A 20118-nucleotide genomic window follows, 5' to 3' on the forward strand; every position below is an offset into this window, starting at 1 on the left:
GTCCTTGCATTCCTGGCTTTACTGTCGCTCGCGCCGTCCGCTGAGTCCGTGGCGCAGCCAGGCGCGTGGGCAAGCCTGAAACTGGTGAAAACCGCGCCGACCGACCAGGCCGATTTCGGCGCGGCACCGCCTATCGGCAACGGGCGGCTCGGCGCCAAGATCTTCGGTTCGCCCGCGTCCGAGATCATTCCGCTCAACGAGACGACGCTTTGGTCCGGAAGCGGCCCCGAGCATTTCGAGGCTCCCGCCCATCGCCAGGCGCTGGTGGAAGTGCGCGCGGCGCTCGAAGCTGGTGAATATCTTAAGGCCGATCAGCTCGCCCGCGGCATGCAGGCGCGCAACAATGAATCCTATCAGCCGCTGGCAGATCTCAACCTGAAATTCGCAGGGCATGAGAGGTTCGCCGACTACTCGAATACGCTCGACCTTAGCCGCGCGACTGTGACGACCACCTACACGGTCGCCGCGCCCGATGGCCGCAAGACGCGATTCACCCGCGAAGCCTTTGTCAGCTTTCCCGACCAAGCCATCGTCATGCGGATCACGGCGGACCGGAAGGGGGCGCTCGATTTCAGGGCCGCGCTGGATACCCAGCTGAAGTTCGGCAAAAGCATTGTCGCCGGAAATACGATGACCGTCACCGGCCGCGCGCCGACGCATGTAGACAATTATTCGCGCAAGGGCATCATCGAATGGGACGCGCGGCGCGGCATGACGATGGAAACGCGGCTGCAAGTGAGAGCCAAGGGCGGCGTGGTGCGCGCCGGCGCGACTTCGCTTGAGGTCTGGGGCGCTGACGAAGCAGTCCTCATCATAACCGCTGCGACCAGCTTCAACGGGATCGATCGCGACCCGGCGACACAAGGCAAGGATCCATCGGCCATCGCCAAGCGGCACATGGCCTACGCAGGCGCCAAGCCTTATCGCGCGCTGTTGGATAGGCATCTCGCCGATCATCAGGGGCTGTTTCACCGGCTCTCGCTGTCGATCAACGGCGAGGCCGCGCACCCCCACGCCTTCGCGTATCAATATGCCCGCTACATGCTGATCGCGGCTTCGCGCCCGGGCTCCGGCGCGCCGCGTAACGAGCAGGGCATATGGAACCGAGACCTGACGCCTCGCTACGCTTCCAACTTCACGCTCAACGAGAATCCGCAGAAATACTATTCGCTCGCCGAAACCGCGAACCTCGGCGAGACGACCGAGCCGCTGATCGATTTCGTCGGCGATCTCGCGCGCAACGGCGCGATCACGGCGAAGCAGGATTATGGCTTCAAGGGCTGGGTTGCGCATCACAACGCGGATATCTGGGCCATGACGACGATGGCGACCGGCGATCCCGCCTGGGCGGCGTGGCCGGTGGGCGGGTTCTGGCTCGCTCAGACTTTGTGGGAGCGGTACGCCTTCAGCTTGGACAAGGCGTATCTGGCGAAGAAGTCCTATCCCGCGATGCGCGGCGCGGCGGAATTCGCGCTCGACCTGCTCGTTGCCGACCGAAACGGGCAACTCGTCACCTCGCCTTCCACGTCGCCGGAAAACCACTTCAAGGACCCGGCCACGGGCAAGCGCGTTGCGGTCAGCCGCGGATCGACGATGGACATGGCGCTGATCCGCGAGCTGTTCGACAACGTCATCAAGGCCAGCGAAGTGCTCGGCGTCGATAGTGACTTTCGCGCTAGATTGAAGGCAACCCTACCGAGGCTCGTGCCGTATCGCATCGGTGCGCGGGGCGAGTTGCTCGAATGGGCCGAGCCGTTCGAGGAATGGGAACCGACGCACCGCCACGTCTCGCATCTGGTAACGGTGTGGCCGCTGAGCCAGATCACCGCAAGCGCAACGCCGCAATTGTTCGAGGCCGCAAAAGTCTCGCTCACACTCCGCGGGATCGGCGGATACCACCCCGACAAGGCTTCGATGTGGGCCAGGCTGGGAGATGGAGATAAGGGCCTCGCGGGAATTCGCGACCTGAAGGCGCCGCAACTGCACGACGCGCCGATGAGCGCGATCGGCGAGATGCTGCTGCAAAGCCATGCGGGATCAATCGACCTTCTTCCCGCCTTGCCGAGTTCCTGGCGCAGTGGCGAAGTTCGCGGCTTGCGCGCGCGGGGCGGGTTCGAGGTCGATATCCGCTGGGACGATGGCCGGCTGACCGCAGCGACCATACGATCCTATGCGGGCCGAACGCCCGTCGTCCGCGCCGAGGGCGCGATTGTTCGTCCCGGCGCCGATCGGCGGGTCAGGTTCATCAACGCATCCAGGAGACCGTCATGATCGTTTCCCGCCGAGAGCTGGTCGCCAGCGGCGCATTTGCCGTCGCGGCGGGTCCCGCCATTCTCTCTTCGGCCGTGGCGAAGACTAAAGCGATCGAGCAATGGGGGATTTTCGAAGCCTCGTACCGGGGCAGGATTGCGGGCAATCCCTTCGTCGATGTCGATTTCGGCGCGACCTTCACCCTGGGGGACCGAGCCATCGAGGTCCCGGGATTCTATGATGGGCAAGGCATCTACCGCGTGCGCTTCATGCCTCCCTTTATGGGTGCCTGGGCCTACCGCACCCGGAGCAATGCGCGCGAACTGAACGGCAAGCGCGGCGCGTTTACCGCCACCGCTCCGCGGCCCGGCAATCATGGGCCCGTTCGCGTGCAGGACAAATACCGGTTCGCTTATGCCGACGGCACGCCCTATCGGCAGGTCGGCACGACCTGCTACGCCTGGACCTGCCAAACCGATGCGCTGCAAGACCGCACGCTGAAGACCCTCGCATCCTCGCCGTTCAACAAGATGCGGATGGGCGTGTTTCCCAAGTGGTTCAATTACAACCATGTCGAGCCGCCCAGCTATCCGTTCGAGGGCCAGGCGCCGGCCAAATGGGACTTCACTCGCTTCAACCCCGCATACTTCCAGAATCTCGAGCATCGCATCGGGCAGCTCGGGGCGATGGGGATCGAGGCGGATCTGATCCTCTTCCATCCGTATGACGAGGGGCATTGGGGCTTCGATCGCATGGGGGCGGAGAATGACGATCGGTATGTCCGCTACGTGATCGCCCGCCTGGCCGCCTATCGGAACGTTTGGTGGTCGCTCGCCAACGAGTGGGACTTCTTCAAGACGATGACTGCGGCGGATTTCGAGCGCATCGGTCAGCTCGTCGCCAAGACCGACCCCTTCGCGCATCTCTGCTCGATCCATAACCAGCGCACCTTCTTTGACCACAACCGGCCCTGGGTGACGCATCTGAGCGTGCAGAACGACAATCCTGAGAATGCGCAGACCTATATCGCGCAATATGGCAAGCCGGTGGTGTTCGACGAGGCGCGCTACGAGGGCAACATCTCGCAGGGATGGGGAGACATCAGCGCCGAGCGCATGGTGGCGATGTTCTGGAAGACACATATCCAGGGCGCCTTTTGCGGCCATGGCGAAACCTATCTCAACGATCGCGAGGAGCTGTGGTGGTCCAAGGGGGGCGAACTGGTCGGCCAGAGCCCGGCGCGGATCGCCTTTTTCAAGCAGGTCATCGACGGAGCACCGCCCGAAGCCGCTCCGCTTGCGCACCGGAATACCTGGGGTGTCGAGGGCAAATATTACCTCACCTATTTGTGGGACCGGCAGCACGCGTCGCAGGGCTATCGCCTTCCTGCCGACGGGCAATTCCGGGCCGATATCCTCGATACCCTGGCGATGACGGCCACGCCCGTGCCTGGCGCCTTTTCGGGCGTCGCGACGATCCCGTTGCCGTCCAAGCCATATCTCGCGATCCGCGTCGTTCGCATTTGAATTACACAGAGGCGTTCTTGCGAAGGGCGTCCTAAGAAAGCATTCCGTGAAATCTGCTCCCGTTATCGAGCAGCTGGGGGAGGATAGAATGCAACGACGGCTATTCCTGGCGAGCGCCGCTGCGAGCACGGCGCTGACGCCCTTCCTTCCCTCGACTTCCTTCGCCGCACCCGCCCGCTCGGACGGCTTCCCGATGCCGCCGCCCCGCGACGGTGTCTTTCGCCGCCCCGCACCCGAGGAGCCGGGCCGACTGCTGCTCGATCATGGATGGCTGTTCCACCCGGGCGACGTGCCCATGCCCGCAATCAAGGGACACCAGGCCTCTTACGAGAACGCCAAGGCGGGCGCGGCGCATGGCGCGGCGGCGATGACCTATGACGATAGCGATTGGCGCGAAGTGGACCTGCCGCACGATTGGGCGATCGAGGCGGCGGTCGATCGGGAAGCCAATATCGCCCAGGGATATCGCAAGCGCGGCATGGGTTGGTATCGCCGCACGCTGCGGCTCGATCCCGCGCTGCAGGGAAAATATCTCGAGATCGATTTCGGCGCGATCGCGACCTTCGCGACGATCTGGTTCAACGGCACGATCGTGGCGCATAATTGGAGCGGCTATAACGGCATCCGCATCGATATCTCGCCATTCGCCCGCTTCGGCGATGCGCTGAACACCATCGCGATCCGCGTCGATGCCGATGCGATGGAAGGCTGGTGGTATGAAGGGGCGGGCATCTATCGCCACGTGTGGCTGGCCGTGCGCGAACCCGTCCACATCGTCACCGACGGAGTCCATTGCGACCCCCGCAAGGCCGCCGACGGGAGCTGGAGCGTCCCTATCGCGGTCACGCTGAACAATATCGACAAGACGGCGCAGCGCGTAACCGTCAGCGCGAACCTGAGCGGGCCGGCGAACGCGGGCCTGCTGAACGCCTCACCTGTCTCGATCGACGTGTCCCCGCTCCGCGAGGCAGTCGCCAAGCTCACGATACCGGTGACGGACCCACGCCTCTGGTCGCCAGACGATCCCGCGCTCTATGCTGTACAGATAGAGGTGCGCCGCGATGGGAAGCTGCTCGACGAACGTCGCATCAATATCGGCTTCCGCACCTTCCGCTTCGACGCCGCCACGGGCTTTCACCTCAACGGCAAGCCGCTCAAGATAAAAGGCACCTGCAACCACCAGGATCATGCCGGCGTTGGCACCGCGATGCCCGATGCTTTATGGGACTGGCGCGTGCGTCGGCTCAAGGCGCTGGGATCGAATGCGATCCGCATGTCGCACAATGCGCCGCCTACCGAATTGCTCGACGCTTGCGATCGCCACGGCCTGCTCGTGATGAACGAGAACCGCGTTTTTAATCCCAGCCCCGAATATATGGACCAGCTCGAATGGTTGGTGCGCCGCGACCGCAACCGGCCATCGGTCTTCATGTGGTCGGTGTTCAACGAAGAGCCCATGCAGGGCAGTCCACAAGGCTATGAGATGGTCCGCCGGATGGCCGCCGCGGTGAAGGCGCTCGACGACAGCCGTCCGGTGACCGCGGCAATGAACGACGGGATGTTCACCCCCAGCAACGTGAGCCATGCGGTCGATGTGGTGGGCTTCAATTACCAGATCCAGACCTATGACCCCTATCACAAGGCCTTTCCCAACAAACCTCTTACAAGTTCTGAGGACCCCAGCGCCTTCTCGACGCGCGGCGAATGGGCGAGCGACAAGACACGCAACATCATGACCAGCTATGATGACGAGGCCGCGCGCTGGGGCGCCACGCATAACACCGGATGGAAGGCGATCGCCGAGCGGCGGTTCCTCGCGGGCGGGTTCGTCTGGACCGGTTTCGACTATCACGGCGAGCCCACACCCTTCGAATGGCCCTCCACCTCCAGCTTTTTCGGCATCATGGACATATGTGGCTTCCCCAAGATGTCGTTCGATCTCCACCGCGCGCAGTGGATCGATGGCGAGCCGGTGCTGGCGCTGGCGCCGCATTGGAACTGGCCGGGCCGCGAGGGGCAGCCGATCCGCGTTCTGGCGCTCGCCAATGTCGAGCGCGTGATGTTGATCCTGAATGGCAAGCGGCTGAGCGAGAAGGCGGTCGATCGGCTGGCCATGCCCGAATGGCAGGTGCCCTATGCGCCCGGCAAGCTCGAGGCGGTGGGATATCGCGGCGGGCGCGAAGTGGCGCGCGCGTCGGTCGAGACGACCGGCCCAGCCATGGCGCTGCGCCTCACCCCCGATCGGCGCGTGATGACCGGCGACGGCGAAGACGCCCAACCGATCACGCTGGATGCCGTGGACGCGAAGGGCCGCCATGTGCCGACGGCGAACCTGCAAGCCGGTTTCAGCATATCGGGCGGTGCGATCATCGGCCTGGGCAATGGCAATCCCAATGATCACGACCCCGAAAAGGGCGATGCGCGCAAACTGTTCAACGGTTTGGCGCAAGTGATCGTACGCGCGGATCAGGGACGCGGTCCGCTAAGGCTGCGCGCCACCGCGGCCGACCTCAAGCCCGCCAGCCTGACGGTGGACCGTATCGCGGCGGCGCCCCGCGCGGCGGTCGAGCGGACTCGCCCGGAAACGCTTCTCAACTTCTGGGCGCGCACCCCCTTCAGCGCGACCCGGCCCGATCCGAATGTCGAGAATGTCGTCAATGACCGCTACGCCCTCAGCCGCGGGCGATCGGGGCGGCTGGACGGGCCGGACAATGCAGGCCGGTGGAACAGCTACAGCATGCCTCTCAAGCCGCAGGCCAGCGTCCGTGCCCGGGGTGGCGTTTTGACTTTCAACCAGCTCGCCGGCCATGCGGAAATCTGGATCGATGGCCGCAAGGTGGCGGAAAAGCTCGACCCGGCCCCCGCAACGCTGACGGTGACGCTGCCCCCTGGCGAGGCCGAACGGAGGCTTGTCGTGCTGGTCGAGGCCGAAGCGGGCAAGGCCTCGGGCTTTGGCGGCCAGGTAGTGATCCGCGAGATTGCCCGGCCTTAGCGCGGGGAAGTTCGGCCAAGCCTATCGGCTATAGTCGTAATCGACGCGGTCGATATCGACATGGCCGCTCTCGGCTTCGTCATTGTAGCTGACGACGCCGACGCGCGAGCCGCGATAACTGGCGCGGGTTTGCTGGGTGACGTCTCCGAACGGCAGGAACCGACGGCCGTCGAGGCTGTACGCAAAGCTGGCCTCGCCCGTAAGCCCCCAGGCCATGCGGAGCCAGAGGTTCCTGCTCTTCAGAACCTGGCCAAGTTGCGGGGCGGCTCCTGCCCGGCGGTATTCGAGCCGGCGAATACCGCCCTGCCGGTAGGCCCCGAGCATGCCATAGGTATTGGAGAAGTGCCCCAGCCCCGCATGTTGGCCGTCCGTCATTCCAGCGAGATCGAGTTTCACCGTCATCTGCGCCGCCGTTGTGCGCCAGGCGCGCTGAGTGAGAATGTTGCCGACCGACAGGGGGTCCCCCGGCTTGGCGGGGCGCCAGGCATGCAACCGCATCCAGCCGGGCCGCTCGGTCAGCGACCATTTTCCGGGCCGCGGATTGCGGGTCCACTCCCAATCGGGTCCCAGGCTGGGCCGATTGAAATTATCGATGCTACGGCGCGCCGCAGGCTTGCCGCGCGCAACCGGCTTCACCCCGCTCCAGGTCATCGAGCCCACGCCGTCCGGTCGAGGGGTGCCAAGGATCGGCCAGCCATCGGTCCAGGTGATCGGGAGGAGGCTCATCGCCCGCCCCTCCCAATCCTGACGGCCGTGATGGGTAAGGAAATACCATTTGCCGTCATGCGCGTGGATAAGGCCGCCCTGGTTCGGCTCGTTTGCGTCGCGCCCGACTTCCGCGAGCTGCCGGCCTTCGCTGTAGGGACCCATAGGCGCGCGGGCGCGCTTGGCGATAACGTATCGGCCGCCCTGCCCGACCTCGCTGTAGATCAGATAATACCAGCCGTTGATTTTCAGCAATTTGCTGGCCTCGCGGCCGGCGCCTGCGTTGACCAGAACGCCGCTCTGTCGGTCTATCGACCGGCCGTCGGCACTCATCGGCCAGATATAGCTCTTATACCCGTCCGAGAAATGCGTGCCGAGGAAATAGGCCTTGCCGTCATCGTCCCAAAGCACAGCGGGATCGTCCCAGCCGGCTTCGCGAAAAATCGCATGGGGCGCGGTCCACGGGCCAACGGGATTGGCCGCTGAGCTCATGAAATAGCCGTCATCTGGGGTGCCGAAGAACACCCAAAACCTGCCGGCGTGATGGCGAATGGTCCCGGCCCAGACGCCCCGGCCGAGTGTCGGCGGCTGATCCCAGGCGTAGCGCGGGCTGAGCGCAGTGAGATCGGGGACGACGTGGCCGATCGCGCGCCAGTTCACCAAATCCTTCGAATGCAGCACGGCCATGCCCGGCGAGACATGGATCGTGGAGGAAATGGCGTAATAATCATCCCCCACGCGGATCGCATCGAGATCGCTGTAATCCGCCGGCGCGACCGGGTTGCGATAGCTGCCGTTGCCCTGATCGCCCCAGGACGGCCATGTCCCCCAAGTCTGGCCCTGCGCCGGCAATGCGGCGGCCGCGAGGAGGGCGAAAGCCAGGATACCGGAGTGTGGCAAAAGCTTATTCATTGCAGTGCGCTCAAAGCCCGGTGATACGGAAGCTATAGGCATGGTCGAGGCCCGCGGGCTTCTGCGCGGGAAGCACGATCCGCAATCCGCCGGCGTCCTGCGTGAAGCGGAGCGGCTGGCGCTGCCCGAGCAGTTCGACCCGGGTTATCCGCCCCGCCTGGCTGCCTAGCGACGAAATCGCCAGCTCACGGCCAGGCCAGGAAAGCGCGATTGCGTAGACACTCCTTCCGCGCCGAGTGAAGCGCACACCGTCCGCGCCGCCCTCCCCGAATTTCATCCAGGGCCGCGTGCCGTAAATCGCCTCGCCATTGGCCTGGAGCCAGCGGCCAATGCCCAGCAAGGTATCGCGCTGGTTTTCGGGAATCGTGCCGTCCGCCTTGGGTGCGATATTGAGAAGATACGTGCCGTTCTTGGCGACCGTATCGATCAGCCGTGCCAGGATCGCCCCCGGCCCCGCGACGGACATGCCCTCGGTATAGCCCCAGGTGCTGCCGATCGTATCGTCGACCATCCACGGTCCCGGCCGGATATCCGGGGGCGAGCGCTTGCCGACTTTCTCGAAATCCACGATCGAGCCGATTTGCTTCTTGTCGTCGTTGCTGGGCGCGTAGGCGACGAACTTGGTCGAGATCGACACCGGCTTCCCCCATTGCCGCGCGCGATTGTAATAATAGGCCGCGACCTGGGTCTTGAGCGGATCGAGCACGCGCAAATTCGCGCCATTGTCGAACCACAGGATATCGGGCTTGTACTTGTCGATCAGCTCGACATTACGGTCCACCCAATCGGTCAGGAAACGCGTCATCGCCGCTGGGCTGCGGTCCGCGACATTGTAGAAGCTGCCCCAGGCCGGGTCGTACAGATCGGCCTTTGCAGCTTTCAGCCTGTCGTTGAGCTCGGGGACGGGATTGATGAACGTGAAATTCTCGACGCCGTGGTTCGAAACGCCGAACTTCATTCCCTTGCGGCGTACGGCGGCGGCGAGATCGCCGATCAAGTCGCGCTTCGGCCCCATCCGCTTGGCGTTGAAGGGAGTCACCTTGCTGTCCCACAAAGCAAAATTGTCGTGATGCTGGGCGGTCGGCATGACGAAGCGCGCTCCTGCCGCCTTGAATAAAGCCGCCCAGTCATCCGGATTCCATCTAGCGGCGGTGAAAAGCGGGATCAGGTCCTTGTAGCCGACGCGCTCCTGCGGGCCGAAATTCTGCGCGTGCCACGCGCGATCGGCGGCATACATGTGCTTCTCATACCATTCATTGTGATGCGCGGCCGCGGAATAGACGCCCCAGTGCATGAATATCCCGAACTTCGCGTCGCCGAACCAAGCGGGGGTTTGGTAATGCTTGGCGATCGATTCCCAAGTGGGCGCGAAGGGACCCTTGACGGGCGGCAACGCGACCGCCGCGCGGGCTGCCTCAACGATCGCCGGGGTCGCCGGCGGGCCCATCACGCCATAATCGTAAAGTTCGGAATCCGGAACGCCGCCCCTGTCCGGCTTGGGCAGCGATTGTGCGCAGGCCAGTGCAGGCAGTGCGGCGAATGCCAAAGCCAGAATTTTCACGGAACGCATCGAAACCACTCCTAATCGATCGAATAAAATTGCATCGCGGTCCGGCGGTACAACCGGTCGAGATCGTCCCCGGCCAGACCGGAAAGCGAGACTGCCGTGTCGAACCACGCCCGGTAAGAACTGTTCAGATTCACAACCGGCCAGTCGCTTCCCCACATCAGCCGCCCCGGGCCGAAGCATGTCACGAGATGCCGGATATAGGGATTGAGCTCCGCATCGCGCTGGCCATCCGCCATCTCGGCCGGAAGGCCCGAAAGCTTGCAGAACACCTGCTCCAGCTCCGCGAGCCGGGCGATTGCCGCCGCCCAGCTTGAAAATTCCAGGTCGGCGATCCGCGGTTTCGCGCCGTGATCGATCACGACCTTGAGCTTTGGATGCTTGCGCACCCTCGCTTCCAGAAAGGGCAAATGACGGGGAAAGACCAAGGCATCAAGCGAAAGGCCAAGCGCCTCCATTTTCTCGAATACGGGATCGAATTCAGGTCGCATGATCCAATCGTCGTCCGGCAGATTTTGCAGCATCGGGCGAAGTCCGCGGAATTTGGGATGCGCCGAAAGCCGCTCGATATCCGCCAGGACATCGGCGCTCTCGAAATCGACCCAGCCGACGACCGCCTTGATCAGTGGTTCTTCGGCTGCGACGCGGAGGAGCCACTCGGTATCTGCCATGGAAGGCTGCGACTGGATCAGGACCGTGCCGAGGAGATCGAGCGGACCCGCGGCCTCGACCAGATCCGATGGGCGGAAATCGCGATAGATCGCCCCCAGATCGGGCGTGGGCCATTCGAAGCCGTTCGCGCCCAGCGCCCAGAAATGCTGATGGGAGTCGATCAGCGCCGGCATCAGAGCTCGACCAGCCCCTTGATAACCCCCGCGCCGGGCTCCATCCAGCGTGGAAGCGCCTCGGCGAAATCGGCCAGTGCCGTGCGGTGCGTGGCCAGCGATTCCAGCGGTATCCGGCGCGCGCGCATCATCGCCACCACATGCGAGAAATCCTCCAAGGTCGCGTTGCGGCTGGCGAGCAAGGTGGTCTCGCGCTTGTGGAATTCGGGATCGTTGAAGGTGATGTCGGCATCGACCACCGACACCAGAACATAGGTTCCTCCATGCGCGACGCGGGCGAAATTGGCTTGCATCGCGGCCGGGCTGCCGGTCGCATCCACCACCAGATCGAAGAATTCCCCATCGGTGATTTCGGAGAGGCTGGCCTGGTCATTCGCGCCAACCTCGACGATGTGATCGACACCCACGGCGTCCCGGCACAAATCGAGCCGGTCCTTGCGATTGTCGATCGCCGTGACCTCTGCCCCCTCGATCTTCGCGAAGATCGCCGCCGCCACGCCGATCGGCCCCGCCCCCACGATCAGTGCCCGCTGGCCCGGCATGACCGCCGCGCGCCGCACCGCATGCGCGCCGATGGCCAGGAACTCGATCATCGCGGCGTCGTCCAGGCTGATGCCTTGGACAGGCACGACGAACTGGCGCGGGACCGAGATATATTCGGCCAACCCGCCATCGCGGTGCACCCCGAGCACCTGGATCGCGACGCAGCAATTGGTCTTGCCCTTGCGGCACGCAACGCAGGCGCCGCACGACATATACGGCATGACATAGACCGTTTCCCCGGGCGACAGGCCGCTGTCCGGATCTGCTTCGGCGACCTCCCCGGAAAGCTCGTGGCCCATTACTCGCGGGTAGCTGAGAAAGGGCTGAGTGCCCCTGTAGATGTGCATGTCGGTGCCGCAGACGCCGACGCGCCGGACGCGGATCAGCACCTCGCCTTCGGCCCGCTGGGGACGAGGCCGGCGGACAAGGTCGAGCTGACCCGGCTCGGTGCAGATCACGACGTCCATCAGCATCTAGCGCGCTCCCGATGCTTGCACACCCGCATCCGGCCCTGCTTTGCGACAGTGCCAGGCGAAAGCGAAGATTGCCGCGAAGGCCGCAGCCGGGACAAGCATGGCGGTCGTCATGCTGGTCTTGTCCGAGGTCCAGCCCATGAGCCCGGTAAGGGCTGCTCCCCCAATGATCGCCATGACGATCAACGACGAGCCCCATTTGCGCAAGGGTCCAAGCCCCTCGACGCCGAGCGCGAAAATGGTGGGGAACTGGATCGACATGAAGAAGCTCGCCGCCACCAGCGCGTAAAGCCCCGTCTCGCCGCCCACGATGCCCGCAATTCCAGTCAACACCAGCGAGGCGGCTGCGAAGACGGCGAGCAGCACTGCCGGCGAGATGCGGCTCATCAGCGCAGTTCCGGCGAAGCGCCCGACGGCGAAGAGAACCAGGCTGGCGAACAGCATGTCCGCCGCGGCTTTTTCGCCGAGGCCGGCGTTCTGCTGGGCGTATCGGATCGTGTAACTCCAGATGCCCACTTGCGCGCCGACATAGAAGAATTGCGCCACGGCCGCGAACAGCAAGCGGGGCTTACCGAAGATTTCGGAGAAGCGACGCCCCTTCGTTTCGTCCTGGGCGAAGGTTTCCCCCGCAGGGAAGCGGATGAGCATCGCCGCGATCGCGAAGCCGAGCACGATGAGGCCAAGCAGCAGATAGGGACCCTGCACCGCCAGCGTTTCGACGCGGTAATATTCCAGCCGCTGCGCCTCCCCCATCGCGGCGAGCGCCGCCTCGTCATGATGGATTCCAGAGAGGATGAAGTTGCGGCCGATCCAGATGCCGGTGAGCGCACCGAGCGGGTTCGCCGCCTGCGCCCAATTGATCCGCCGCGCGGCGCCTGCCGGGTCGCCGAGTTCGGTCATCAGTGGATTCGCCGAGGTCTCGAGAAAGGCGAGGCCGCTTGCGATCACGAACAGGGCGAGCAGGAAGAGCGTGTACTGGCTCGCCGCCGCCGCGGGATAAAAGAGCAGCGCCCCCACCCCATAGAGCAGCAGGCCGGTAACGATAGCGGCCTTATACCCCTTGGCGCGCATCACGAACGAAGCGGGAATCGCGAGCAGGAAATAACCGAGATAGAAGACCTGCTGGACAAAGCTGGTTCCGAAATCCGACAACACGAATGCCTTCTTGAACTGCGCGATCAGGATGTCGTTCAGATTGTTCGCGACGCCCCACAGGAAGAACAGGCTGACCGTGAGCGCGATTGCGGGCGCATAGGATATCGCCCGCTTTTCCGTTTCAGTTTCCATCCCCAAGCTCCCTTTTATCGTTATCAATCCAGTGCGCGGTCGAGGTGGGTATAGCCGCCATCGACGAATACCCATTGGCCAGTGGTGTGCGCCGCCCGGGGCGAGAGCAGGAATACCGTCGTGTCGGCGATCTCGCGGTCGGTCGTCATGCGCTTGCCGAGCGGAATGCGCGCCGTGATCAGCGCGAGCTTGGCTTCGGGATCGTCGAAGGTCTTGATCCAGCTCTCGTAAAGCGGCGTCATCACTTCGGCGGGGATCACTGCATTCACCCGGATGCCGTCGTCGAGCAGCCCGGCAGCCCATTCGCGCGTAAGGCCTAGTTGCGCCGCTTTCGCCGCAACATAGCCGCTGGTGCCCCCCTGCCCAGTCACTGCAGTCTTGGACGAAATGTTCACAACGCTGCCCTTGCTCGCCTTCAAATGCGGCAGGCAGTGGTGCAGCATGCCGTAATAATGGCCGAGGTTGCTCGTCACCGAGCGCAGGAATGCCTCGGTCCCGGCTTCCAGCCCCACGCCGTCGTTTGTCCCGGCGTTATTGACCAGCCCGTGGATGCCGCGCCCTCTCGCGGCGACTTCGGCGACCGCGGCGGCGCAGGCCGCATCGTCGGTCATCTCCGCCTGGATGAAGATCGTCTCGGGCTGGAGCGCGCGAATTCGGGCTTCGAAATCCGGCTTCAACGGACTGCGGCCCAGGATGGCGGGAATCGCCCCCTCTTCCGCCAGCACGGTAGAGATCGCGCCGCCGATCCCGGCACCCCCGCCGGTTACGATAACCACCTTGCCTTCGAGCCCTAGTTTCATGAGTCGATCCTGTATTGGCGCAGGGAAGCGGGCTTCATCTCGATCGAGAAGCCCGGCGCGGTCGGCGGCATATAGGCGGCATCGCGGATCACGCAGGGATCGACGAAATGCTCGTGGAGGTGATCGACATATTCGATCACCCGGCCCTCGCGCGTTCCGGCGAAGCAAAGATAATCGATCATCGAGAGGTGTTGGACATATTCGCACAGGCCGACGCCGCCCGCGTGCGGACATACGGGGAGGTCATATTTCGCGGCCATGAGCAGCACTGCAAGGATCTCGTTCACGCCCCCCAATCGGCAGGAGTCGATCTGGACCACATGCATCGCGCCGCTCATGATGAACTGCTTGAACATCACCCGGTTCTGGCACATTTCGCCGCCGGCGACCTTGATGCCGCCGATGCCCGCACCGATCGCCCGATGGCCCGCAATGTCGTCCGGGCTGGTGGGCTCTTCGATGAACCATGGCTTGGCAAAGCTGAGCGCATTGACCCAATCGATCGCCTGATCGACTTCCCACACCTGATTGGCGTCGAGCATCAGCTTGCGGTCCGGCCCGATCACTTCGCGGACGATCCGCACACGGCGGATGTCGTCATCGAGATCGCGTCCGACCTTGAGCTTAATGTGGTCGAAGCCACTGGCTACCGCCTCGCCCGCCAGCCTGCGCAATTTATCGTCGGAATAGCCGAGCCAGCCCGCGGAGGTGGTGTAAGACGGGAATCCTTCCGCCAACAGGCTCGCAAGGCGCTCGGCTTTGCCCTCGGCGCGCACAGTCAGCAGGTTGAGCGCTTCGTCCGGGCCGATGCAATCGGTGATGTAGCGAAAGTCGATCGCGCGGACTATCTCCGCAGGGTTCATTTCGCCGACCAGGCGCCACACCGGCTTGCCCGCCTGCTTCGCCCAGAGGTCCCAGACCGCATTGACCACCGCGCCCGTGGCGAGGTGGATCGCGCCCTTGTCCGGCCCGATCCAGCGCAACTGGCTGTCGCCGGTGATGTGCCGCCAGAAGCGGGCGGGGTCCTCCTTGATCCAGTCCAGCTCCAGCCCGACGACCAGCGGCGCAAGCGCGCGGATCGCCGCCACACATATCTCGTTTCCGCGCCCGATCGTGAAGGTCAGGCCATGCCCTTCCAGCCCGCTGTCGGTTTCGAGGATGGCATAAGCAGCCGAATAATCGGGATCGGGATTCATCGCATCCGAACCGTCGAGGCGTTCCGAAGTCGGGAAGCGCACGTCCATGGTGCGCAGGGCAGTGATCCGAGTCATTCGACGGTCCACCCGCCATCGACGATCATCGTTGTGCCAGTGGTGAAGGCGCTTTCGTCCGAAGCCAGGTACACGGCTGCGGCGGCGATCTCGGCGGCCGTGCCCAGCCGCCCCATGGGCTGCCGCCCGACGAAGCCGGCATAGCTTTGCTCGATCGAAACGCCGGTCGCGCGCGCATTCTCTTCGACCCGCTGGAGCAGCGACGGCGTTTCCACCGTGCCGGGGCAGATCGCATTGCAGCGAATGCCTTGCCCCACGAAGTCCGCCGCGACCGATTTGGTCAGCCCGATCACCGCCGCCTTGGTCACGCCATAGGCAAATCGATTGCGCACGCCGATGATCGAGGACGCGACCGAAGACGTGTTGATGATCGATCCTCCGCCCGCTTCGATCATGCCCGGCAGGAATGCGCGGATCAGGCGATAGGCCGCGGTGCAATTGAGGTTGAATGCCGCCGCCCATTCCTCTTCGGTGCAATCGAGCGCGGTTCCCGAATGGACCATGCCGGCGCCGTTGAAGAGCACGTCTATCGCGCCCGTCCGCGCGGGCAGCGCCGCGATGGCGGCAGGATCCGTAAGATCGAGTGCGGCAGTCTCATAGCCGGTAGTCTGGCTGAGCAAGCGCGCGTCGATATCCACCGCGACCACGCTCGCGCCTTCGCGCGCAAAGGCTTCGGCAACGGCCCGGCCGATACCCTGACCGGCGGCTGTGACCAATGCGCGCTTGCCCTTCAGCCTCAACCCTCGCCTCCATCCGGCTGGTCAGAAAGCCGGTAAATGCTTGGCGCGCTCACCCACTTTTCACCCGGTCGCGCCCACGACACGGGCTTCTGGTACGCATTCATCAGGCGCTCCCACGCCTGCACCTCGGGGTCCGCGGCATCGGCCTGCGCCTTCGCCGCAGGATCAAATCCCGGCCCCACGTCCATGATCATGATCAGCCTGTCTGCGGAGCGGAATATCTCCATCTGCAAGATGCCGGCGGCCCTTATCGAGGCGTTCACCGCCGCAGGCGGCCCGCCCGGGCGGTGCCAATGCTCGTATTGGGCGATGAGGGTGGGATCGTTCTGCAGATCCAGGATCAGGCAGCGTCGCTCGATCCAGGGCGGATTGGTGCTCATCAGTGGCCAGCCTGGTCGAGTTTCAGGCCTTCGAGCCTGAGCACATAAGCGTACCGCGCGCCGGCGGGCCGCGCGGGCAGGGTCACGGTCAATCCGGCGTCATTCTGCTTGAAAGCGAGAGCCGCACCCGAACCAAGGAGCGACACCTTCGTCGCCTTGCCGATGTTCTGCGGCACCGCCGAGATCATGAGCGGCTCTTCGGGCCACGCCAGCAGGATCGCGTAGAGAATGTTCCCCTTGCGGGTGAAGCGCACGATATGATCGTTGTCCTGCTTCCAGGCGCGCGTCCCATAGATCGCCTCGCCGTTCAGCTTCAGCCATTCGCCCACTTCGAGCAGCACCTTCACCTGCGCCTCGGGAATGGTCCCGTCCGCCATGGGCGAGACATTGAGCAGGAGATTGCCGTTGCGGCTGACATTCTCGATCAGCCGAAACAATACCGTCTGGGCCGAGAGATTGCCCATGCCCTCCACATAGCCCCATTTGTCGCCGAGCGCGTCATCGACCTGATATGGCTCTTGCTGCAGAGAGAACGGCGCCTGCCATTGGCGCTCATAATCCTTGATCGTGCCGGCCAGGAAGGCATCGCGCTTCGTCGTCAGCGTGACGGGCTTTCCCCATTCGCGCGCCCGATTGTAATAATAGGCCGCGAGCCGCAGCTTGGTCGGATCGAGCCCGCGCGGATTGATGCCATTGTCGAACCACAAGAGATCGGGCTTGAACTTGTCGATCTGCTCATAGGTGCGGGCGAGCCACTCCTCGCGGAATGCGGCGCTCTGCGGGGCGCCCACGCCGGCCATGATCTCCGCGGAGGTCATTTGCTCGCGCGGCTGCGGCGGCTGCGGAGGTCCATAGAAATCGGCATATTTGGGATCGAACAGATCGGTCTTCACGCCCGCGCCGGGATACATGAAGTCCCAATTCTCGATGCGGTGGTTCGACACGCCAAACTTGAGCCCGCGCTTGCGCGTCTCCACCATCAGCTCGCTCAGCAGGTCGCGCTTCGGACCCATGTCCTTGGCGTCCCATCTGGTCAGCCTGCTGTCATACATCGCGAAGCCATCATGATGCTCGGCGACGGGCACCACATATTTCGCCCCCGCCCGCTCGAACAGGTCCGCCCATGCGGCGGGGTCGTATTTCTCCGCCTTGAAGCGCGGAATGAAATCCTTGTAGCCGAACTTGTCGGGGGCGCCGAAACGTTCGGTGTGCCGCGCGATCGTCGCAGGCGTCCGATACATGTAGCGCGGATACCATTCGCTCTGCGCGGCGGGCACCGAATAGAGCCCCCAATGGATGAAGATGCCGAACTTGGCGTCCCTGAACCACTCAGGCACCGTGTAATGCGCACGGATCGACTCCCAATCCGGCTTGACCGGTCCGCTTATATCCGCCGCCTTGCCGCCGGGCAGGTGCAGCGTCTTGCGTGGCGGGGTCGATTGCGATGTGTTCGGCTGGCCATGGGCATGGCCAGCGATCAGCATCGCCAGGGCGGCAGCCGTGGCCAGGCGCCTCCTCAAACGCCGATCGCTGCCGCCCATCCGCTCTCCCCCCACTCCTGTCCGCAATATTCCCAATGCGGTGCGCCTGCACAAAGTCGTTTTATATATGAACTTGTGATTATCGCGCCCGAGGTCCATTGGCAATCGCCTCACTGGAAGAAAGTGAGCGAAGGCGATACTGGATAGCCACGCGACCGACCGGGTCGATCATGCGAAGCGAGCTGCCTCTCCCAGATGTCCGAATTGCCCCGATACAGCGCGCCCGCCCTCAAAAAGGGCCTGGAGGTCCTGGAGCTTCTGTCCTCGGTGGCGGAGCCGATGGCGATGGCGGAGATCGCCGCGCAGGTCGGCCGCTCGAAAGGCGAGATCTTCCGGATGATCCAGGTGCTGGAGGAAGAAGGCTATATCGCCCGCGGCGGCGAAGGCTATCTGCTCACCAATCGACTATTCGAACTGGGCATGCAGCGCCCGCCGATCCGCGACCTCGTGCAATCCGCGCTTCCGCAGATGGAAAAGCTTGCCGAGCGCGCCGGCCAATCCTGCCACCTGGCGATCGCATCGCGCGCGCAGATGGTGGTGGTGGCGCGCGTGGAAGCGCCTGGATATCTGGGCTTCGCAGTGCGCGTCGGTCACCGCAGGCCCCTGGCGATCACGGTATCCGGCCTGACCCTCCTCGCATTTCAGGACGACGCGACGCGCGTGTCGATGCTGGAGACGGTGGAGAAGGAGGGCGTGCCGTTTGACCGGGCAGCCGTAATCGAATGGACGGATCAGGCCCGCGCCCGCGGCTTCATCCGGCAGCAGAGCCGCATGACTCCTGCGGTCACCGATCTCTCGGCCCCGATCCTGCTTCGCGGCAATGCGCGGGCGGCGCTTACCATGCCCTATCTCAAGGGATCGGCTGTCGCGCTCGACGAGCAGGAGGCGGTCACGGCACTGCTCGAAACGGCCGCGACGATCTCCTCTATCATCGAGTTCGGCGATCCCGCCGGGGGCGCCCCGGCCCGGGATTGAGGCGTTTGCTGAAGTGACCGCGAGTTTCGATTATTTGTCGGGCAGGGCTGCCTTGGCTCCATAGGCGGATGCCAGTTGCTCATGCGCCAGCCTGGCGGACGGATGCTGGGCCCGTTCGGCCAAGGCGCGGTGGCGGTTCGCCCGCTCCTTGAAATAGCTCGATTGAGTCATTGATCCCCCTTCACGCGAGTGAGTCCGCGGGCGCCAAGCCCGCGGACTCATCTGAACGCTGCTGTCAGCCCGCGCGCGGGTGGACGATCAACTCCACGCGCCGGTTCGCCGCCCGTCCATCGACGCTGGCGTTGGAGGCTACGGGCTCGGCCTCTCCCATCGCCTCGACCACGAGGCGCGAAGGCTCGGCCTCCTGCGCGACGAGGAATTCGGCGACCGCGCGGCCGCGCCGCTCGGACAGGCTGAGATTATAGGCATCCGAGCCAACCGCGTCGGTATGGCCCACCACTTCGACGTCCGTGCCAGGATAGTTGCGCATCGTCCGTGCAAAGGCGCTCAACGGGCCATAGAAGCGCGGACGGATGTCCGCCTTGTCGAACGCGAAGGTCACGTCAGCGGGCAGCATGACGATCAGGTCGTCGCCGCGCCGCCGGACAGTGGCGCCCGTGCCTCTCAGGCCCGCTTCCAGGTCCTGGTGCTGACGGTCCATATAGGTATCGACATAAGCCGAGCCGACGAAGACCGCGCCCGGCTCGTAATAATAGCTGCTGCTGTAAGCGGGGAACGAGTTGACCGAAACGCGGGGCAGCGTGGGGCCGGGCAAAGCGACGCGCGGGACGAAAACCTGTACGCCGGACGCAGTCGCCGCGACACGACGCAGCCCGCGACGGCTGGCCGCCACCGCGCCACGCGTACGCAACATGCGCTGATCGAACGACAGGCGGCCCTCCCCCGCCACCGATTGGCTCGATACGATGCGCCGCTCGCCCAGGCGCGTGGCATTGTCGATCGACGCATCGCCGGTAACCGTGCCGGTCACTCCGCGATTGCCCCTGCGGGTCCGCAGTTCGCGATCGACACGCGTGGAGCCGCGGACGCGGTTGGTGGTGTCTACGGTGGTGCGGCCGCGCTCGATCGTGCTGCCCAGCGTGCCGCCGAGCGACCCGCCGATCCCGCCGCCGCCGAGCCCACCGCCCAGCCCACCCCCAAGGCCGCCACCGCCGCCCAGAATCTGTGCGGAGGCCGGTGCGGCGATAACCAACGCTGCTGTTGCCGCGCCAAAAAGGAACTTGTTCATCGCAGTTCTCCCATGAAGTTTCATGGAGAGAACGGGTGCTGGTTGAACTTTAATCCATGGCG

At 64.3% G+C, this 20118-nt stretch carries 16 protein-coding genes; 4 read left to right on the forward strand and 12 right to left on the reverse strand.

The window, feature by feature from the left end; all coding sequences use genetic code 11:
- The first annotated feature begins 84 nt into the window (after window positions 1-84).
- The 3 genes from VF617_RS13530 to galA all read left to right on the forward strand — a co-directional run bounded on the left by VF617_RS13530 (window position 85) and on the right by galA (window position 6768).
- Window positions 85-2271, forward strand: a complete 2187-nt coding sequence (locus tag VF617_RS13530; protein WP_331015415.1) for a glycoside hydrolase family 95 protein — start codon at window positions 85-87, stop codon at window positions 2269-2271.
- Complete coding sequence (locus VF617_RS13535) at window positions 2268-3776, forward strand: DUF5060 domain-containing protein (protein WP_331015416.1); 1509 nt, start codon at window positions 2268-2270, stop codon at window positions 3774-3776. The genes VF617_RS13530 and VF617_RS13535 overlap by 4 nt, the downstream gene beginning before the upstream one ends.
- A gap of 88 nt (window positions 3777-3864) precedes the next feature.
- Window positions 3865-6768, forward strand: a complete 2904-nt coding sequence (galA, locus tag VF617_RS13540; RefSeq protein ID WP_331015417.1) for a beta-galactosidase GalA — start codon at window positions 3865-3867, stop codon at window positions 6766-6768.
- A 21-nt stretch (window positions 6769-6789) separates the two neighbouring features.
- Here the strand turns inward: galA and VF617_RS13545 are convergent, their stop codons facing one another.
- From VF617_RS13545 to VF617_RS13590, 10 genes are read right to left on the reverse strand one after another with little or no spacing between them, the layout of a single operon-like run.
- On the reverse strand, window positions 6790-8385 hold the full coding sequence (locus VF617_RS13545; RefSeq protein ID WP_331015418.1) for a glycoside hydrolase 43 family protein: 1596 nt from the start codon (window positions 8383-8385) through the stop codon (window positions 6790-6792).
- A gap of 10 nt (window positions 8386-8395) precedes the next feature.
- On the reverse strand, window positions 8396-9955 hold the full coding sequence (locus VF617_RS13550) for an alpha-L-fucosidase (protein WP_331015419.1): 1560 nt from the start codon (window positions 9953-9955) through the stop codon (window positions 8396-8398).
- An 11-nt stretch (window positions 9956-9966) separates the two neighbouring features.
- Window positions 9967-10797 (reverse strand): amidohydrolase family protein, encoded by an 831-nt coding sequence (locus VF617_RS13555; protein ID WP_331015420.1) that lies wholly within the window; start codon window positions 10795-10797, stop codon window positions 9967-9969.
- The gene (locus VF617_RS13560; protein ID WP_331015421.1) at window positions 10797-11813 is read right to left on the reverse strand and encodes a zinc-binding alcohol dehydrogenase family protein; all 1017 of its coding nucleotides are present in this window, start codon (window positions 11811-11813) and stop codon (window positions 10797-10799) included. Before VF617_RS13560 ends, VF617_RS13555 begins: the two co-directional genes overlap by 1 nt.
- A complete protein-coding gene (gene fucP / locus VF617_RS13565) occupies window positions 11814-13100 on the reverse strand; it encodes an L-fucose:H+ symporter permease (protein WP_331015422.1) in 1287 nt (428 codons plus the stop codon).
- A 23-nt stretch (window positions 13101-13123) separates the two neighbouring features.
- A complete protein-coding gene (locus tag VF617_RS13570; RefSeq protein WP_331015423.1) occupies window positions 13124-13900 on the reverse strand; it encodes an SDR family oxidoreductase in 777 nt (258 codons plus the stop codon).
- Window positions 13897-15171: an L-fuconate dehydratase gene (locus VF617_RS13575; RefSeq protein ID WP_331015424.1), complete on the reverse strand. Its 1275-nt coding sequence runs from the start codon at window positions 15169-15171 to the stop codon at window positions 13897-13899. Before VF617_RS13575 ends, VF617_RS13570 begins: the two co-directional genes overlap by 4 nt.
- Window positions 15168-15911 (reverse strand): SDR family oxidoreductase, encoded by a 744-nt coding sequence (locus VF617_RS13580; RefSeq protein WP_331015425.1) that lies wholly within the window; start codon window positions 15909-15911, stop codon window positions 15168-15170. The genes VF617_RS13575 and VF617_RS13580 overlap by 4 nt, the downstream gene beginning before the upstream one ends.
- A complete protein-coding gene (locus VF617_RS13585) occupies window positions 15908-16291 on the reverse strand; it encodes an L-rhamnose mutarotase (protein ID WP_331015426.1) in 384 nt (127 codons plus the stop codon). Before VF617_RS13585 ends, VF617_RS13580 begins: the two co-directional genes overlap by 4 nt.
- Window positions 16291-17832 carry an alpha-L-fucosidase gene (locus tag VF617_RS13590; RefSeq protein WP_331015427.1) on the reverse strand — a complete coding sequence of 514 codons (1542 nt, stop codon included), beginning with the start codon at window positions 17830-17832 and terminating at the stop codon, window positions 16291-16293. Before VF617_RS13590 ends, VF617_RS13585 begins: the two co-directional genes overlap by 1 nt.
- A 195-nt stretch (window positions 17833-18027) precedes the next feature.
- Here VF617_RS13590 and VF617_RS13595 point away from each other — a divergent pair, with 195 nt between their 5' ends.
- Window positions 18028-18807, forward strand: a complete 780-nt coding sequence (locus VF617_RS13595) for an IclR family transcriptional regulator (protein WP_331015428.1) — start codon at window positions 18028-18030, stop codon at window positions 18805-18807.
- 30 nt (window positions 18808-18837) lie between these two features.
- Here VF617_RS13595 and VF617_RS13600 read toward each other — a convergent pair whose 3' ends face one another.
- The gene (locus VF617_RS13600) at window positions 18838-18978 is read right to left on the reverse strand and encodes a hypothetical protein (protein ID WP_331015429.1); all 141 of its coding nucleotides are present in this window, start codon (window positions 18976-18978) and stop codon (window positions 18838-18840) included.
- 64 nt (window positions 18979-19042) lie between these two features.
- The gene (locus VF617_RS13605) at window positions 19043-20056 is read right to left on the reverse strand and encodes an OmpA family protein (protein ID WP_331015430.1); all 1014 of its coding nucleotides are present in this window, start codon (window positions 20054-20056) and stop codon (window positions 19043-19045) included.
- Window positions 20057-20118: the final 62 nt, after the last annotated feature.

Source organism: Sphingomonas sp. (assembly GCF_036388215.1).
Lineage (GTDB): Bacteria > Pseudomonadota > Alphaproteobacteria > Sphingomonadales > Sphingomonadaceae > Sphingomonas.

Bases quoted from the DNA above. Each gene is read 5' to 3' on its own strand.
- VF617_RS13555 (WP_331015420.1), bottom strand. From the start codon at position 10,797: ATGCCGGCGCTGATCGACTCCCATCAGCATTTCTGGGCGCTGGGCGCG.
- VF617_RS13535 (WP_331015416.1), top strand. From the start codon at position 2,268: ATGATCGTTTCCCGCCGAGAGCTGGTCGCCAGCGGCGCATTTGCCGTC.
- VF617_RS13605 (WP_331015430.1), bottom strand. From the start codon at position 20,056: ATGAACAAGTTCCTTTTTGGCGCGGCAACAGCAGCGTTGGTTATCGCC.
- VF617_RS13595 (WP_331015428.1), top strand. From the start codon at position 18,028: ATGTCCGAATTGCCCCGATACAGCGCGCCCGCCCTCAAAAAGGGCCTG.
- VF617_RS13600 (WP_331015429.1), bottom strand. From the start codon at position 18,978: ATGACTCAATCGAGCTATTTCAAGGAGCGGGCGAACCGCCACCGCGCC.
- VF617_RS13585 (WP_331015426.1), bottom strand. From the start codon at position 16,291: ATGAGCACCAATCCGCCCTGGATCGAGCGACGCTGCCTGATCCTGGAT.
- VF617_RS13560 (WP_331015421.1), bottom strand. From the start codon at position 11,813: ATGCTGATGGACGTCGTGATCTGCACCGAGCCGGGTCAGCTCGACCTT.
- fucP (WP_331015422.1), bottom strand. From the start codon at position 13,100: ATGGAAACTGAAACGGAAAAGCGGGCGATATCCTATGCGCCCGCAATC.
- galA (WP_331015417.1), top strand. From the start codon at position 3,865: ATGCAACGACGGCTATTCCTGGCGAGCGCCGCTGCGAGCACGGCGCTG.
- VF617_RS13550 (WP_331015419.1), bottom strand. From the start codon at position 9,955: ATGCGTTCCGTGAAAATTCTGGCTTTGGCATTCGCCGCACTGCCTGCA.
- VF617_RS13545 (WP_331015418.1), bottom strand. From the start codon at position 8,385: ATGAATAAGCTTTTGCCACACTCCGGTATCCTGGCTTTCGCCCTCCTC.
- VF617_RS13575 (WP_331015424.1), bottom strand. From the start codon at position 15,171: ATGACTCGGATCACTGCCCTGCGCACCATGGACGTGCGCTTCCCGACT.
- VF617_RS13570 (WP_331015423.1), bottom strand. From the start codon at position 13,900: ATGAAACTAGGGCTCGAAGGCAAGGTGGTTATCGTAACCGGCGGGGGT.
- VF617_RS13590 (WP_331015427.1), bottom strand. From the start codon at position 17,832: ATGGGCGGCAGCGATCGGCGTTTGAGGAGGCGCCTGGCCACGGCTGCC.